The organism is Streptomyces sp. NPDC127108, assembly GCF_042677545.1.
Classification (GTDB): Bacteria; Actinomycetota; Actinomycetes; order Streptomycetales; family Streptomycetaceae; genus Streptomyces.
In genome coordinates this window covers 92,053-110,776 of sequence record NZ_JBHXTE010000016.1, presented here as the reverse complement: position 1 = coordinate 110,776, position 18,724 = coordinate 92,053, and the positions used below count along the sequence as shown (strand labels likewise).

2 protein-coding genes are annotated in these 18,724 nt (G+C 76.7%); both read left to right on the top strand.

Features of this window, described 5'->3' with window-relative positions; translation table 11 throughout:
• The first annotated feature begins 65 nt into the window (after positions 1-65).
• The gene (locus ACFVHO_RS15525) at positions 66-12,002 is read left to right on the top strand and encodes an SDR family NAD(P)-dependent oxidoreductase (protein WP_385713783.1); all 11,937 of its coding nucleotides are present in this window, start codon (positions 66-68) and stop codon (positions 12,000-12,002) included.
• Complete coding sequence (locus ACFVHO_RS15520) at positions 11,989-18,669, top strand: SDR family NAD(P)-dependent oxidoreductase (protein ID WP_385713781.1); 6,681 nt, start codon at positions 11,989-11,991, stop codon at positions 18,667-18,669. Before ACFVHO_RS15525 ends, ACFVHO_RS15520 begins: the two co-directional genes overlap by 14 nt.
• Positions 18,670-18,724: the final 55 nt, after the last annotated feature.

Below are 18,724 nucleotides of genomic sequence, written 5' to 3'. Positions count from 1 at the left end.
CCACCGGCCGACCCCGGCGAGCCCGCCAGGTCCCCCCTCTTCGCGGGAAGGGCAGCACGTTCGACATGACCCACGGCACCGGCACCAACCACGGCACCGACACCGGCACCGCCCACGGCACCGACACCGACGACAGGACGCTGGACTACCTCAAGCGTCTCTCCGCCGAACTGGGCCGGACCCGCGAGCGCCTGCGGCTCGCCGAGTCGGCGGGCCGGGAGCCCGTCGCGCTGGTGTCGATGGCCTGCCGCTTCCCCGGTGGCGTCACGTCCCCCGAGGACCTGTGGCGCCTGGTCGCCGAGGGCCGGGACGGTGTCGGCGCGCTGCCCGCGGACCGGGGCTGGGACGTCGAGGGGCTCTACCACCCGGACCCCGACCGGGTGGGCACCTGTTATGCGCGCGAAGGCGGGTTCCTCGCCGACATCGCCTCGTTCGACGCGGCCCTGTTCGAGATCAGCCCGCGCGAGAGCCTGGTGATGGACCCCCAGCAGCGGCTGCTCCTCGAAGTCTCCTGGGAGACGTTCGAGCGGGCGGGCCTCGCCCCCGCCGCCGTGCGCGGCAGCCGCACCGGCGTCTTCACCGGGATGATGGGACAGGACTACACGGCGCGGGTCCCCGGCACGCACACCGAGTACGAGGGACAGCTGGAGACCGGACGAGCGGCGAGCGTCGCCTCCGGCCGCGTCGCCTACACCTTCGGCCTCGAAGGCCCCGCGGTCACCCTCGACACGGCCTGCTCGTCGTCCCTGGTGGCCCTGCACCTCGCCGTCCAGGCGCTGCGCAACCGGGAGTGCGACCTCGCCCTGGCCGGCGGGGTCACGCTGATGTCGAGTCCGGCGACCCTCCTGGAGTTCAGCAGGCAGCGCGTGCTCTCGCCCGACGGCCGGTGCAAGGCGTTCGCCGGACAGGCCGACGGCACGGGGCTCGCCGAGGGCGTGGGAGTGGTCCTCCTGGAGCGGCTTTCGGACGCGCGACGGCTCGGCCACCCCGTCCTCGCCGTCGTCAGCGGCAGCGCCGTCAACCAGGACGGCGCGTCGAACGGGATGACCGCACCCAACGGCCCCTCCCAGCAACGCGTCATCCGCGCCGCCCTCGCCGACGCCGGACTCACCGCGGCCGACGTCGACGCCGTCGAGGCGCACGGCACGGGCACCCGCCTCGGCGACCCCATCGAGGCACAGGCGATCCTCGCCACGTACGGCAAGGGCCGCGACGCCGAACGCCCCCTGTGGCTGGGGTCGTTGAAGTCCAACATCGGCCACACCCAGGCCGCCGCCGGGATCGCGGGCGTCATGAAGACCGTCCTCGCACTGCGTGCGGGCCTGCTGCCACCGACCCTGCACGTCGACACCCCGACCCCGCACGTCGACTGGTCCACGGCCCCCGTCCGGCTCCTCACCGCCCCCCGCCCCTGGCCGGACACCGAGGGCCGCCCCCGCCGGGCGGGGGTGTCGTCGTTCGGCATCAGCGGGACGAACGCGCATGTCATCGTCGAGGCGGGGGACGGGGTCGCGGCGAGCGATGAGGGCCTGGAGGGTTACGGGAGCTCGTCGGGGGAGGGTGTGGCGGACAGGGCGGCCACCGTGGCCCCGGCCAACCCGGCGGCCACACCCCCCTGCCCCGTCCCCTGGGTGCTCTCCGCGGGAACCCCCGAGGCCCTGCGCGCGCAGGCGTCCCGGCTTCGGGAGCACCTCGCGGCGCGCCCCGGGCTCCGCGAGGCCGACGTCGCGTACTCGTTGGCGACCACGCGCGCGCCGCTCGCGCACCGGGCCGTCGCCGTCGGCCGGGACCGGGGTGAACTGCTGCGCGCGGTCGGGGCGTTGGCCGACGGTGAGCCCTGCGCGGGGCTGGTCGAGGGCGTGGCGCGGGATGCGGGGCGGACGGTCTTCGTGTTTCCCGGGCAGGGTTCCCAGTGGGCCGGGATGGCCAGGGAGCTCTGGGACACGTCCGCCGTGTTCCGTGAGCGGATGGAGGCGTGCGCGGCCGCCCTCGGTCCGTACGTCGACTGGTCGTTGCGCGACATGGTGCGCGGCCACGCCGACGACGGCGCCGAGGACCGCGTCGATGTCGTCCAACCGGTGCTGTGGGCGGTGCTGGTGTCGCTCGCCGAGCTGTGGCGGTCGTACGGGGTCGAACCCGCCGCCGTGGTGGGGCACTCGCAAGGGGAGATCGCGGCGGCCTGTGTGGCGGGGGCGCTGTCCCTCGACGACGGCGCCCGGGTCGTGGCCCTGCGGTCCCGGCTGGTCGCCGAGCGCCTCGCCGGGGCGGGCGGCATGGTGTCCCTGACGGCCCCGGTGGCCGAGGTCCGGGCGCGGCTCGCGGAGTTCGGCGACCGGCTCGCGCTCGCCGCCGTGAACGGCCCGTCGTCCGTCGTGCTCTCGGGCGACCCGGCGGCGCTCGACGAACTGATGGGCGGCTGCGAGCGGGACGGCGTGCGCGCCCGGCGCGTAGCCGTCGACTACGCCTCCCACTCCCCGCAGGTGGAACGGCTCCGCACGGACCTGCTCGACGCGCTGACGGCGATCCGCCCGCGCGCGGGCACGCTGCCCCTGTACTCCACGGTCACCGGCGCGGTCGTGGCGGGCACCGAGCTGACCGCCGAGTACTGGTACCGCAACCTGCGCCGCACCGTCCGCCTCTCGGACGCCGTGGAGCGGCTCGCCGCCGCCGGACACGGCACGTTCGTGGAGTGCAGCCCGCACCCGGTGCTCGCCCTCGGCCTGACGTCGACGCTCGGCGACCTGGGCCGGGACGCCCTCGTGACGGGCACGCTGCACCGCGCCGACGGCGGCCTCGACCGGTTCCTGCGCTCCCTCGGCGAGGTGCACGCGGGCGGCGGGTCCCCGGACTGGGAGAAGGTCTTCGCCGGGACCGGCGCGCGGCGCGTGCCCCTGCCCACGTACGCCTTCGACCGGCAGCGCTACTGGCTCGACGCCGCACCGCCCACCGGTGACGTCGGCGCCGTCGGCCTCAGCCCGCTCGACCACCCCTGGTGGGGCGCCGTCACCGACCTGCCCGACTCCGGCGGCGTCCTCCTCACCGGGCGCCTCTCCCGCGACACCCACCCCTGGCTCGGCGACCACGCGGTCGACGACGTGGTCCTGCTGCCCGGAACGGCCTTCCTGGAACTGGCCGTCCAGGCCGCCGAGCAGGTGGGCTGCGACGGCGTGGCCGAGCTGACCCTGGAGGCGCCCCTGGTCCTGCCCGCGCGCGGCGGCGTCCAGCTGCGGGCCGTCGTCGGCCCCGCCGACACGGCCGGGGACCGCCCCCTCACCGTCCACACACGCCCCGACGACGCGCCGGACGCGCCCTGGACCAGGCAGGCCGCGGGATCGCTCACCCGCACCGTCCGGCACGGCGGCGTCCCGCTCACCGCCTGGCCCCCGCCCGACGCCGAACCCCTCCCCGTGACGGGCGTGTACGAGGACCTGGCCGAGCTGTCCCTGCGGTACGGCCCCGGCTTCCGGGGTCTGCGGGCCGCCTGGCGCCAGGGCGACGAGATCCACGCCGAGGTCGCCCTGCCGGGCGACGGCGACGCGGACGGGTTCGCCGTCCACCCGGCGCTCCTGGACGCCGCGATGCACGCGGCTGCGGCCTTCGACGGCGTGGCGCGCCCGGCGGGCGACGGCCAAGAGGGCACGGGTTCCGGGCCCCGGCTGCCGTTCTCCTGGTCCGGCGTGCGGATCCACGCGGTCGGCGCGACCCGGCTGCGCGTACGGATCACACCGGTGGGCCCCGACGCCGTCGCGCTCGAAGCCGCCGACGAGACCGGCGCGCCCGTCGTGTCCGTGGAGTCCCTCGCCCTGCGCCCGGTGACGCCCGGCCGACTGCGGTCCGCCGCCCCGGACCCGGCGGACTCCCTCTTCGCCGTCCACTGGGTGCCCGCCCCGGCCGCCGCGCCCGGCACGCCGCAGACGTGGGCGGTCCTCGACGGCGCCGAGGCGGTCGTCCCCGCGCTCGACGCGAGCGGCGCCCAGGTGCGGCGGGAGCCCGGCATCGCGGCGGTGGCCGAGGCGCCGGACGTACCGGACGCGGTGGTCGTGGCACTCCCGACACCCGTACCGACACAGACACCCGTACCGGCACAGGCACCGGTACCAGTACCGACACCGGCACGGACACCGGCACCTGACGACACGTGTGACCTGGCCAGGACCACCCGCGAGGCCGTCGTCGGGGCGCTGACGCTCATACAGAGGTGGCTCGCCGACGACCGTGCCTCGTCCGCCCGCCTCGTGGTGCTGACCCGCGGCGCCGTGGCGGTACGCGACGACGAGACGGCCGACCCTGCCCTCGGCGCGGTGTGGGGCCTGCTGCGCTCGGCGCGGGCGGAGCACCCGGACCGGTTCGTCCTGGTCGACTGGGACGGTCGGGAACCGTCGGCCGAGGCGCTGCCCGCCGTCGTGGGCGGCGACGAACCGGAGGTGGCGCTGCGGGCCGGGGAGGCGTTCGTACCGAGGCTCCACCGGGTGCCGGTCGGCGACGGCGCAGCCGACGACAGCCCCCGGGCCGACGCCGGCAGTGGCGATGGCGATGGCCCGGGCGGCGTCGTTCCCTTCCGTCCCGACGGCACGGTTCTGGTGACCGGCGCGTCCGGCGTCCTCGGCCGGATCGTGGCCCGTCACCTCGTCGAGGCGCACGGCGTACGACACCTGCTGCTGGTGAGCCGCCGCGGCGCGGACGCGCCCGGAGCCGCCGAACTCGCCGCGAACCTCGCGGACGTGGGGGCGTCGGCTCGCTGGGCCGCCTGTGACGTCGGGGACCGCGCCGCCCTCGCCGAGGTCCTCGCGGAGGTGCCCGTGGAGCACGCCCTGTGCGGGGTGGTGCACGTGGGCGGTGTGCTGGACGACGGCGTCGTGCCGTCGCTCTCGGCGGAGCGGATCGGCACGGTGTTCCGGCCGAAGGTCGACGCGGTGGTCAACCTGCACGAGCTGACCCGGGACGCGGACCTCTCCGCGTTCGTCCTGTTCTCCTCGGCGGCGGGCACGTTCGCCACCGCGGGCCAGGGCGGTTACGCGGCGGCCAACGCGTTCCTCGACGCCTTCGCCCGGGTCCGGCGCGCCCAGGGGCTGCCCGCGCTCTCCCTGGCCTGGGGGCTGTGGGCCGAGGCCAGCGCGATGACCGGCGGCATGTCCGACACCGACCGCGACCGGCTGCGCCGCGCCGGGGTGACCGGCCTGTCCGCCGACGAGGGCACCGCCCTGCTCGACGCGGGCCTCACCGCCGGACCGCCCGTCGTCGTCCCGGCCCGCCTGGACCTGGCCGCCGTCCGGGCCGGGGCCGCCACCACGGGCGTCCCCGCACTGCTGCGCGCCCTCGTGCGGCCCCCGGCGCGGCGCGCGGCGGCGGGCGCCGACGGGGACTCCGCCCTCGCGCGCGAACTCGCCGACCTCGCCCCGCAGGACCGTGCCACGCGGGTCCTCGACGTGGTCCGGGCCCAGGCCGCGGCCGTACTCGGCCACACCGGGCCGACCGCCGTCGAACCCGGCCGTGCCTTCAAGGAGTTGGGCTTCGACTCGCTCACCGCCGTCGAGCTGCGCAACCGGCTGACCCGGGCGACCGGCCTCAGGCTGCCCGCCACGCTCGTCTTCGACCATCCGACGCCGCAGGACCTCGCCGCGCACGTCCACGGGCGGCTGACCGGCCAGGACCGGCGCGAGCGGCCGACGGTACGGGGCACGGCCCGGGCCGACGAGCCGATCGCCGTCGTCGGCATGGCCTGCCGGTTCCCCGGCGGCGTCGGCTCGCCCGAGGACCTGTGGCGGCTCGTGGACCGGGGCGCCGACGCGATCTCCGCGTTCCCCGCCGACCGCGGCTGGTCCCTCGGCCCCGGCGGCTTCGCCACAGAGGGCGGATTCCTGCGGGACGCCGCGCAGTTCGACCCCGAGTTCTTCGGCATCAGCCCGCGTGAGGCGGTGGCGATGGACCCGCAGCAGCGGCTCCTCCTCGAAGTGTCCTGGGAGGCCCTGGAACGGGCGGGCCTCGACCCGACGGCCTTGCGCGGCAGCCGCGCCGGGGTGTTCGCCGGGCTGATGTACCACGACTACACGACGCGCCTCGGGACCATCACGGACGACATCGCCGGATACCTCGGCACGGGCGGGTCCGGCAGCGTCGCCACCGGCCGCATCGCCTACACCTTCGGGTTCGAGGGCCCCGCCGTCACCGTCGACACGGCCTGCTCGTCGTCGCTCGTCGCCCTGCACCTGGCCGCGCAGGCGCTGCGCGGCGGGGACTGCGACCTCGCGCTCGCGGGCGGGGTCACCGTCATGTGCTCGCCGAACGCCTTCACCGAGTTCGCCAGGCAGGGCGCGCTCGCCGCCGACGCCCGCTGCAAGCCGTTCGCGGCGGCGGCCGACGGCACCGTGTGGGGCGAGGGCGCCGGTGTCCTCCTCGTCGAGCGGCTCTCGGACGCGCGCCGCAACGGCCACCGCGTGCTCGCCGTCGTCCGCGGCTCCGCCGTCAACCAGGACGGCGCCAGCAACGGCCTCACCGCCCCCAACGGCCCCTCCCAGGAACGCGTCATCACCCAGGCCCTCGCCGGAGCCCGGCTCGCGCCGTCCGACGTGGACGCCGTCGAGGCCCACGGCACCGGCACCACCCTGGGCGACCCCATCGAGGCCCAGGCGATCCTCGCCACCTACGGACAACAGCGCCCGGCCGACCGGCCGTTGTGGCTCGGCTCCGTCAAGTCCAACCTCGGGCACACCCAGGCGGCCGCGGGCGTCGCGGGCGTCATCAAGATGGTCATGGCGCTGCGCCACGCCGTCCTGCCCCGCACGCTGCACGTGGACGCGCCCTCACCGCACGTCGACTGGTCGTCCGGCGCCGTGGAACTCCTCACCGAGGCCCGCCCCTGGCCGGACGAGGGACGGCCCCGCCGGGCCGGGGTCTCGTCGTTCGGGATCAGCGGCACCAACGCGCATGTGGTGCTCGAGCAGGCGCCCGTGGGGGTGAACGGGGGTGACACGGGAGTGGGTTCGGCTCCGGGCGCGGGCGGTTCGAAGGCCGCCGTGCTGCCGGGCGCCGACGGCCCAAGGGGCGCTGTGGTGCCGGTCACCGGGCGATCCAGGGTGGCCGCGGGTCCCGATGCCGAGCGTGCCGACGCGCCCACCGTGTCCGACGCCGAGCGGGCCAGGGCGTCCCGGGCGCCGGACTCCCCGCGCTCCGGCGAGTCCACGGCGTCCGGTGCCGAGCGCTCCGGGTCGTCCGAGCCGTCCACCGATGCGCGGTGTGGGGCACCCGAGCCGTCCGGCGCTGAGGCTTCTGGGGCGCCGGAGTCGTCCGGCGTCGAGGCCTCTGCGCCACCGGAGTTGTCCGGCGCCGTGGCTTCTGGGGCGCCCGAGTCGTCCCGCGCCGAGGCCCCTGCGACACCGGAGCCGCTCGACGCCGTCGCCTCTGGGGCACCGGAGTTCCCCAGGGGCGAGCACGCCGGGGTGTCCGATTCGCCCGCCCCCGACCGTCCCGGTGCCCCCGAGTCCGCCGCCGCCCCGGCGAAGCAGGCGGCGACCCCTGACCCCGACGCCTCAACGCCCCCCATGGAGACAGACCCTGACGACTCCCACCCCCAACCAGCCCCCACCCCCGTCCCGTTGACCCTCTCCGCCAGGAGCGAGCCCGCCCTGCGGGCCCAAGCAGGCGCCCTCCGCGAGCGGTTCGTCGCCGAGCCCACGCTCGATCCCGTCGACGTGGCCCACTCGCTCCGGACCACCCGTGCCGCGCTGGAGCACCGCGCCGTGGTCCTCGGCGGTGACCGGGACGCGCTGCTGTCCGCCCTCGGCGCCGTCGCGGAGGGCCGTGAGACGCCCGCGGCCGTCGAGGCGGTGGCGCGGGACGCCGGGAAGACCGTCTTCGTGTTCCCGGGGCAGGGCGCCCAATGGGCGGGCATGGCGGCCGGGTTGTGGGACGCAGCGCCCGTCTTCCGGGCCCGCCTGACCGAGTGCGCCGACGCGTTGGCCCCGTACACCGACTGGTCCGTGGTGGACGTCGTCCGGGGCCGGGCCGCCGGGGTGGACCCGGAGCGGGTGGACGTGGTGCAGCCCGCGCTGTGGGCGGTGATGGTGTCGCTCGCGGAGCTGTGGCGGTCGTACGGAGTGGAACCCGCCGCCGTGGTGGGGCACTCGCAGGGGGAGATCGCGGCGGCCTGTGTGGCGGGGGCACTGTCCCTCGACGACGGCGCGCGCGTGGTCGCGCTGCGCAGCCGGGCCCTGACGGCGATCGCGGGACGCGGCGGCATGGTCTCGCTGGCGACGGGCGCCGCCGAGGCCGAGGACCTGGTGGCCGCCTGGGGCGGGCGCGTCTCCCTCGCGGCGGTCAACGGGCCCGCGTCAGTGGTGGTGTCGGGCGGTACGGCCGCCGTGGACGACCTGCTGGCCCACTGCGAGCGCACCGGGCTCTGGGCGCGCCGGATCCCGGTGGACTACGCCTCCCACTCGCCCCACGTCGAAGCGGTGCGCGAACGGATCGCCGAGGACCTCGCGGGGATCCACCCCCGCCCGGGCCGCGTCGCGTTCATGTCGACGCTCACGGGCGCCTTCCTGGACGCCACCGGCCTCGACGGCGACTACTGGTACCGCAATCTGCGCGAGTCCGTCCGGTTCGAGCCCGCCGTACGGGAACTGCTCGCCCAGGGCTTCGGCGCCTTCGTCGAGTCCAGCCCCCACCCCATGCTCACGATGGGCCTGCGGGAGGTCCTGGCGGAACGGCCCGGCGGGCCCGGCGTGGCCGTGGCGTCGCTGCGGCGCGACCAGGGCGGCCCCGAACGCTTTCTGACCTCGGTCGCCGAGGCGTACGCCCACGGGGTCGCCGTCGACTGGTCCGCGGCCTGGACGGGCCGCGCGCCCCGCGTCGTCGACCTGCCGACGTACCCCTTCCAGCGGCGCAGGTTCTGGCTCGACGCCCCCGCCGCGGCCGGTGACGTGACCGCCGCGGGCCTCGGCCGCCCCGACCACCCGCTCCTCGGCGCGCGCGTGGACCTCGCCGACTCCACCGAGGCCGTGTTCACCGCGCGCTGGTCCCTGGACACCCACCCGTGGCTCGCCGACCACGCCGTGGGGGACACCGTCGTCGTACCCGGCACCGCCTTCCTGGAACTGGCCGCCCTCGCGGGCGCCGGGACCGGCTGCCCGCACATCCGCGAGCTGATCCAGGAACAGCCCCTGGTCCTCACCGACGGGAGCGCGGTGCGGATCCAGGTGCGGGTGGCGCCGCCCGACGAGGAGGGCACGCGGACGCTCGGCGTGTACGCGCGCCCCGACGGCCCCGACGGCCCCGACGACCTCGACGGCCCCGACGGCACAGCCCCGCAGGACCCCTGGTCGTGCCACGCGCGCGGCGCCCTCACCGCGGCGGACACCGCGGCACCGGCCGCCCTCGAGGGAACCTGGCCGCCGCCGGGAGCCGTCCCCGTCGACCTGTCCGACTTCTACGAACGCCTGGACGGGATCGGCCTCTCCTACGGCCCCGCCTTCCACGGCCTGCACACCGCGTGGCGCCTCGGCGACGAGATCCTCGGCGAGGCCGCGCTGCCGGACGACAGCCACGCCGACGCGGCCCGCTACCACGCCCATCCCGCGCTCCTCGACGCGGCGCTGCACTCCTGCCTGCTCCGCACCCGCCCCGACGGAACCGCGGGACCCGACGGAACCGGCGGGGCGGCCATGCCGTTCGCCTGGAACGACGTCGCCCTGCACGCCCCGTGCGGCCCGGAGGTGCGCGTCCGGGTGTCCCCGGGCGCGGCCCAGGACGTGTCGGTGGTCGTGGCGGACGCCGACGGCACACCCGCCGTGACCGTGCGCTCGCTGGCGGCCCGCCCGGTCTCGCCCGAGCGCCTGCGCGCTTCCGGCGGCCACGAATCGCTCTTCCGGCTCACGTGGACGGCGGCACCCGCCGCCACCGCGCCGCCAGCGCCGAGCACTTGGGCCGTGCTCGGGGACGACGACCTGGGACTGCCCCCGGACGTCGGGCGCTTCGCGGACCTGCCCGCGTACCGCGCGGCGATCGAGTCCGGCGCGTCGGCACCCGGCGTCGTACTCGTCCCGCTCGGCACGGACCCGGAGGACGGCCCGGACGGTCCCGGCGGTCGACCGGACGAGGCGGTACGCGCACGGCAGTCGACCTGCCGTGCGCTGGAGCTGCTGCGTGACTGGCTCGCCGAGGACACGGGGAGCGCGGCGCGGCTCGTCCTCGTCACGCGTGGCGCCGTCGCCGCGCCGGACGACGGGACCGACGGGGACCCGGCCGCCGCGGCGGTGTGGGGCCTGGTGCGCTCGGCGCAGGCGGAGCACCCGGGCCGGTTCGTCCTTGCCGACGTCGACGGCCACCCGGAGTCCACGGCCGCGCTCACCACGGCCCTCGCCACCGCCTCGGCCATGGACGAGCCCCAACTCGCCCTCCGCGCGGGCCGGATGCTGCTGCCCCGACTGGAACGCGCGCCGCTGCCCCCGGACACCACCGCGGTCCGGGACACGTCAGCGGCTCGGGACACGCCAGCCGCGCCGGACACGACAGCGGCCCGGGACACGACAGCGGCCCGGAACACCGCCACGGACCCGGCCACCCCCACCCCAGGGACCCCATGGGACCCCGACGGCACCGTCCTGCTCACCGGAGCCGCCGGAACCCTCGGGCGCGCCCTCGCCCGGCACCTGGTCGTCACGCACGGCGCCCGCCGTCTGCTCCTGGTGGGCCGACGCGGCGGCGACACCGCCGAGGCCCCGGCCCTCACCGCCGAACTGGCCGCGCACGGCGCGGAGGTGACCTGGGCGGCCTGCGACGTCGGCGACCGCGACGCGCTGGCCGCGCTCCTGAAGGCGGTGCCCGCCGCGCACCCCCTCACGGCCGTCGTGCACGCGGCCGGTGTCCTCGACGACGGCGTGCTCCCGGCGCTCACCCCGGAACGGATCGACCGGGTGTTCCTGCCCAAGGCGGACGGGGCGGTCCATCTGGACGAGCTGACCCGGACGGCGCCCCTGGCCGCGTTCGTGGTGTGCTCCTCGGCCGCGGCCACTCTGGGCAGCGCGGGTCAGGCCAACTACGCCGCCGCCAACGCCTGCTCGGAGGCGCTGGTACGCCGCCGACGCCGCGCCGGACTGCCCGCGCTCGCGCTCGGCTGGGGGCTGTGGGCCGAGAGCAGCGACCTGACGGCCGGGCTCGGCCGGGCGGACGAGGCCCGGATGGCTCGCGCCGGAGTCCAGGGCCTGACGACAGCGGAAGGACTCGCCCTCTTCGACGCCGCCCGCGCCCTGGACGAACCGCTGCTGCTGCCCATGCGGCTCGACCTCGCCGCGCTCCGCGCGCGCCACGACACCCTGCCGCCGGTGCTGCGCAAACTGGTGCGCGCCCCGGCGCGGCGCGGCGGCTCCGGGAACACGGGCGCCGCGGCGCTGCGGCGGCGCCTGGCCGCCCTGCCCCCGGCCGAGCGGAACCGGCAACTGCTCGACGTGGTCCACGCCGAGACCGCCACCGTCCTCGGCTATCCGAGCCCGGCGGCGGTGGCGCGGGACCGGGCCTTCAAGGACCTCGGCTTCGACTCGCTGACCGCCGTCGAACTGCGCAACCGGCTCGCCGCGGCGACCGGCCTGCGGCTGCCGCCGACGCTGGTCTTCGACCACCCCACGCCGACGGCCCTCGCCGAGCACCTGTCCGCGGAACTCGCCCCCGCCGACGCGGAGTCCGACACCCGGCGCGACACCGAACGCCAGGTCCGCGAGGCCCTCGCCGCCATCCCGCTGCCCCGGCTGCGCGACGCGGGCCTGCTCGACGCCCTCCTGGAACTGGCGGGCCGCCCGACGGGCACCGCACCCCCACCGGACGGCGCCGGGGCCGAGGCCGGTGCGCCGTCCGGCTCGATCGACCAGATGGACGCCGAGGGCCTGCTCGCCCTGGCGCTCAACACCAGTGCGTACGACGGCCACGACAGCGACAACGGCCACGACGGCAACGGCACCGGCCCGGACCACGCCGCGCACGCCGGGACGGAGGATCACGATGCCGGTAGGTGACGAGAGGCTCGTCGAGGCGCTGCGGGCCTCCCTCAAGGAGGTCGAGTCGCTGCGCGCCCGCACCCGCGAACTGACGGCCGCCGCCCACGAGCCGGTGGCGATCGTCGCGATCGGCTGCCGTTTCCCCGGCGGCGTCCGCTCCGCCGAGGACCTGTGGGACCTGGTGGCCACCGGCACCGACGCGATCTCGGCCTTCCCCACCGACCGGGGCTGGGACACCGAGACGCTCTTCGACCCGGACCCCGACCGGCCGGGGCGGACCTACGCCGTCGAAGGGGCCTTCCTCGACGACGCGGCGGAGTTCGACGCGGACCTGTTCGGCATCAGCCCGCGCGAGGCGGCAGCGATGGACCCCCAGCAGCGGCTGCTCCTGGAGACCGCGTGGGAGACGTTCGAACGCGCCGGAGTCGACCCCGGCGCCCTGAAGGGCGAGCCCGTCGGCGCCTTCGTCGGCTCGGTCCTGATGACCAGCGGCGGCGGCACCGGAACCGGTGACGGAACCGAGGGACACCAGCTCACCGGAGGCGCCGCCAGCGTCCTCTCGGGCCGGCTCGCCTACACCTTCGGCCTCGAAGGCCCGGCGATCACCGTCGACACGGCGTGCTCGGCGTCCCTCGCGGCGGTGCACCTGGCCGTGCAGTCCCTGCGGCAGGGCGAGTGCAGCATGGCCCTGGCCGGTGGCGCCGCCGTGATGTCGACACCCGGCATCTTCGTGGAGTTCAGCCGTCAGCGCGGGTTGGCCGTCGATGGGCGGTGCAAGGCGTTCGCGGCGTCGGCGGACGGCACCGGCTGGGGCGAGGGTGTGGGTCTCGTCCTGCTTGAGCGTTTGTCGGACGCGCGGCGCAACGGGCATCCGGTGCTCGCTGTCGTACGGGGTTCCGCCGTGAACCAGGACGGCGCCTCCAACGGTCTGACGGCGCCGAACGGGCCGTCCCAACAGCGCGTCATCCGGCAGGCGTTGGCGTCGGCCCGCCTTTCGGCGGACCTGGTCGACGCGGTGGAGGCGCACGGGACGGGGACGTCGCTGGGGGACCCGATCGAGGCGCAGGCACTCCTGGCCACGTACGGTCAAGAGCGGCTCTCCGAACGGCCGTTGTGGCTCGGCTCCATCAAGTCGAACATCGGGCACACCCAGGGCGCCGCGGGCATCGCCGGGCTGATCAAGATGATCATGGCGATGCGTCACGGCGTACTCCCGAGGACCCTGCACGTGGACGAGCCGACGCCGCACGTCGACTGGTCGTCGGGTGCGGTACGGCTGCTGACCGAGGCACGCGACTGGCCGGAGACAGGCCGTCCGCGCCGCGCGGGCGTGTCGTCCTTCGGCATCAGCGGCACCAACGCCCACGTGATCCTCGAACAGGCACCCCGCAGGGACGACGCCGACCCGGCCCGGACGGCCGCCCCGCACACCCCCGTGCCCCTCGTGGTCTCGGCGCGCGGAGAGCGCGCCCTGCGCGAGCAGGCCGAGCGCCTCGCCGCCCACGTCCGCTCCCGGCCCGACGCCCGCCCGGCGGACGTCGGCTGGTCCCTCGCCGGGTCCCGGGCCGCCCTCGACCGGCGGGCCGTGGTGTGGGCCGCCGACCGGGACGCGATGCTCGCCGGGCTCACGGCGCTCGCCGATGACCGTCCCGCGCCCGGCCTCGTGCGGGGTGCGGCCACCGACGGCGGGCAGGCGTTCCTCTTCGCCGGGCAGGGCAGCCAGCGCCCTGGAATGGGGCGCGAACTGGCCGCCGCCTTCCCGGTGTTCGCCGACGCGCTCGACACCGTCGCGGACCACCTGGACCCGCACCTCGACAAGCCCCTGCGGGACGTCCTGTACGCCGCCGAGGGGACGCCGACGGCCGCGCTCCTGGAGCAGACCGCGTACACCCAGCCGGGACTCTTCGCGTACGAAGTGGCGCTGTACCGGCTGCTCACGCACTGGGGGCTCGCCCCCGGCCTGCTGCTCGGCCACTCCGTCGGCGAGCTGGCGGCCGCGCACGTCGCGGGCGTCCTGTCCCTCGCCGACGCGTGCGCGCTCGTCGCCGCGCGGGGCCGCCTCATGCAGGACGTGCCCGGCAGCGGCGCGATGGTCGCGGTGCGGGCGACCGAGGCGGAGATCCTGCCGGACGTGACCGCGCACGCCGACGAGATCGCCCTCGCCGCCGTCAACGGACCCGCGTCGGTCGTCGTGTCCGGCACCGAGAGCGCGGTGCTCGAACTCGCCGAGCACTGGCGGGACAAGGGCCGCAAGACGCGCCGCCTGCGCGTGAGCCACGCCTTCCACTCCCCGCACACCGACGCGATGCTCGACGAGTTCGGCCAGGTCGCGCGGAAGATCGCCTTCCACCCGCCCCGTGTCCCCATCGTCTCCGACGTCACCGGCGACATCGCCGGCACCGCCGAGCTGTGCTCGCCGGAGTACTGGGTGCGGCACGCCCGGGCGACCGTGCGCTTCCACGACGGGATGCGCCGCCTCGTCGCGGCGGGGGCGCGCACGTTCGTGGAGGTCGGTCCGTCCGGGACGCTCACGGCGATGGCCCAGGACTGCTTCGCGGAGCAACCCCCGGGCGTGGGGCCGGTGTTGATCGCGGCCGCGCGCGCCGGACGGCCGGAGGCCGACACGGCCCGCGCGGCGGTGTCCGAGGCGTACGCCCACGGCGCCCGCGTCGACTGGACCCGGTTCTTCGACGGCGCCGGGGCCCGCCGCGTGGACCTGCCCACGTACCCCTTCCAGCGCCGCCGCCACCCCTGGACCGTCGCGGGCACCGCGAGCACCGGCACCGAGGTGACGGCCGCCGGTCTCCAAGGGCTCGCCCACCCCTTCCTCGGCGCGTCCCTGGACCTCGCCGATTCCCAGGAGACCGTCCTCACCGGCACTCTGTCCCGGCGCACCGAGGCGTGGCTCGCGGACCACGTCATGCTCGGCACCGCCCTCGTCCCCGGCACCGCCGTCGTCGAGATGGCGGTCCGCGCCGGAGCCGAGGCCGGGTGCCGCCGTCTGGTGGAGCTGACGCAGGAGGCGCCGCTGGTCCTGCCCGAGCGGGGCGCCGTGCGCCTCCAGGTGCGGGTGGGGCCCGTGGGGCCAGAAGGGGCAGACGGTCGGCGTGCGGTGAGCGTGTACTCCAGCGCCGAGGACGCCCTGACGGAGACGGCGGGCGCACCGGAGGCGGTGTGGGTGTGCCACGCCCGGGGCACGCTCGCGCCCGACGCGGCCGAGGCCCCCGCCCGCCCCGGCGAGGCCTGGCCGCCGCCCGGCGCGGAACCCGTGCCGCTCGACGGGTTCTACGCGCGCCTGGCCACGGCGGGTTTCGCCTACGGCCCCGCGTTCCGCGGGCTCTCGCGGGCCTGGCGGCGCGGCGACGAGGTGTTCGCCGAGGTGACGCTCCCAGGCGCCGCCCGCTCCCGCACCGACGGCTACGGCCTCCATCCGGCGCTGCTCGACGCCGCGCTGCACGCGGCTCTCCTCACCGGCCAGGACGCGGGGGACGCGAGCGCGGCCGGGCAGGTGCGAGTGCCGTTCGCGTGGCACGAGGTGTCCTTCCACGGCGCGAGCACACCGACTCTGCGGGTGCGGCTCGCCCCGGCGGGGACGGACGCGGTGTCCCTCGCCCTGTGGGACGAGCGCGGAACGCCGGTCGCGTCGGCCGGATCGCTCGTCACCCGCCCCGTCTCCGTCCGGCAACTCCGGTCCGGCCGCACGCGCGACACCCTGTTCCACGTCGACTGGGTCGACCAGGCCGACGGGGCCGAGCGGGCCGCCTCGGACGAGACCGCGTCCGACCCGTCGGCACCGGCCGCACGCTGCGCCGTCCTCGGGGACCCGGCCCTCGCCGACCGGCTCGCGGCCACCGCCCACTCCGACCTCGGCGCGCTCGTCGCGGTCCTCGAATCCGGCGAGCCCGCACCGGAGTCGGTGTTCCTTCCGTGCCACGGCGGCGAGGCGGGAGAGACCGGAGACGAAGGTGCCGAAGGCGCGGGCGCGGGCGGCCCGGTGGGCGTCGCCCGCTCCCTGTCCCTGGCCGTCCTCGACACCCTGCGGACCTGGCTCGAGGAGCCCCGCCTCGGCGCCGCCCGGCTCGTCGTGGTGACTCGCGGCGCCATGTCCGTGTCCGCCGACGAGCGGGTGGCCGACGTCGCCGCCGCCGCGGTCTGGGGCCTGGTGCGCTCCGCGCAGGCGGAACACCCGGGGCGGTTCGTGCTCGTCGACTCGGACGGCGGGCCCGATTCGACGGCCGCCCTGACGGAAGCAGCGGCCGCGGACGAGCCCCAACTTGCGCTCAGGGACGGGCGGACGCTCGTCCCGCGGCTCGCCCGTGGCGTACCGCACGGCACGCTCGTGCCCCCCACAGGAGTACGGGAGTGGCGCGTCGCCCTGACCGGTGGCGGCACCGTCGACGACCTCGCCCTCACGCCGAGCCCGGAAGCGGCGGCACCGCTCGCGCCGGGCAAGGTCCGCGTCGACGTGCGCGCCGCGGGGCTCAACTTCCGGGACGTCGTCATGGCCCTCGGCATGGTGCCCGACCAGCGGGAGCTGGGCGGCGAGATCGCGGGCGTCGTCACCGAGGCGGGGCCCGGCGTGGCCGGACTCGCCCCCGGCGACCGGGTGTTCGGCCTCGCGGCCGGGTGCCTCGGCCCGGTCGCGGTCGCCGACCACCGCCTGCTCGCCCGGATCCCCGAGGGCTGGTCGTACGCGCGGGCCGCGTCCGTCCCCGTCACCTTCCTCACCGCGTACGAGGGCCTGGTGGACCTGGCCGACGTGCGGCCGGGGGACAAGGTGCTCGTGCACGCGGCGGCGGGCGGTGTCGGGATGGCCGCCGTACAGCTCGCGCGGCACCTGGGCGCCGAGGTGTACGCGACGGCGGGACCCGCCAAGTGGGACGCGGTGCGCGCCCTCGGCGTCGACGACGCGCACCTCGCCTCCTCCCGCACCACCGACTTCGAGGAGCGGTTCACCGACGCGGGCGGCCCCCGGTGCATGGACGTCGTCCTGAACTCGCTGGTGCGGGACTTCGCCGACGCGTCCCTGCGGCTGCTGCGGCCGGGCGGCCGGTTCGTCGAGATGGGCAAGACCGACATCCGCGACGCCGACGAGGTCGCGGCCCGCCACGACGGCGTCGCCTACCGGGCGTTCGACCTGATGGACGCGGGGCCCGAGCGCGTCGCCGAGATGCTGGCGGACATCGTCGAGCTGTTCGAGCGCGGCCGGCTGCGGCCGGTGCCGGTGACGACGTGGGACGTACGGCAGGCGCCCGCCGCCTTCCGCTTCCTCGCCCAGGCCCGGCACGTGGGCAAGGTCGTCCTCACCATGCCGCCCGCGTGGAACCCCGAGGGCACGGCGCTGGTCACCGGCGCCTCCGGGGCGCTCGGCGCGGAGGTCGCCCGGCACTTGGTGCGCACCCGCCGGGTGGCGCACCTCGTCCTTGCCGGACGCCGGGGGCCGGACGCGGAGGGCATGGCGGACCTCGTGGCCGAGCTGACCGGGGCGGGCGCGACGACGGTACGGGCCGTGGCGTGCGACGTCGCCGACCGGGCCGCGGTGGCGGACCTCCTCGCCTCGGTGCCCGCCGCGCACCCGTTGACGGCCGTGGTGCACGCGGCGGGCGTGCTCGACGACGGCCTGCTGGAGACGATGACGCCCGAGCGCCTCGACACGGTGTTCCGGCCCAAGGCCGACGGCGCCTGGCACCTGCACGAGCTGACGCGGGACCAGGACCTGGCCGCGTTCGTCGTCTACTCCTCCGCGGCGGGCACCGTCGGCACCACCGGCCAGTCCAACTACGCCGCGGCCAACGCCTTCCTCGACGCCCTCGCCGGACACCGCCACGACTCCGGCCTGCCCGGGACGTCGCTGGCCTGGGGCCGGTGGGCGGGGCCCGGCGGCATGGGGGCGCGCCCGGGACGAGCGGTGCGCGCGGGACGACCGGAACCGGCGGCACCCGATGGACCGGCCGCGGGCCTCTCCGTCGAGGACGGCCTCGCGCTGTTCGACGAGGCCCTCGCCACCGGCCTCCCGGTGTGGGTGCCGACCCGGCTCGACCCCGGCGAACTGCGGACCGCCGCCACGAACGGCAACCTGCCCGCCCTGCTGCGCGGCCTGGTGAACACCACCACGGCGGAAGCGGAGCCGGGCGCCGCGCACGCACTGCGCGAACGCCTCGGCTCCCTCGGCGCCGAGGACCGCGCCGCGGCCGTCCTCGAACTCGTACGCGGCCAGGTCGCCCTGGTCCTCGGCCACACGACAGCCGGGAACGTGGACCCGCACCGGCCCTTCCAGGAGCTCGGCTTCGACTCGCTCACCGCCGTGGAACTGCGCAACCGCCTGGGCGCGGAGACCGGCCTGACCCTGCCCACCACGCTGGTGTTCGACCGCCCGACGCCCACCGCCCTGAGCGAGCACATCGAGGCCGCGCTCGTCTCGAAGCTGGGCTCACCCGTGGACTCCGTCCTCGCCCGTCTCGACGCCCTCGCGACGCACCTCTCGACGGCGCCGCTCGACGACGGCGACCGGGAACGCGTGGCGGACCGGCTGCGCGCGCTCGCCCAGCGGTGCGGCGAGCGGGCACCCGGGCCCGGCGCGACGGCGGGCGCGCAGGACGACGGCACGACCGTCGCGGACGAACTCGACCTGGCGACCGACGACGAAGTCATCGACTTCATCAGCAAGGAGCTGGGCATCTCCTGACCCCGCGCCGCGGCCCGCGCGCGAGCGGACCACGGCGACGTCTCGACGAGGTGGA

Bases quoted from the DNA above. Each gene is read 5' to 3' on its own strand.
- ACFVHO_RS15520 (WP_385713781.1), top strand. From the start codon at position 11,989: ATGCCGGTAGGTGACGAGAGGCTCGTCGAGGCGCTGCGGGCCTCCCTC.
- ACFVHO_RS15525 (WP_385713783.1), top strand. From the start codon at position 66: ATGACCCACGGCACCGGCACCAACCACGGCACCGACACCGGCACCGCC.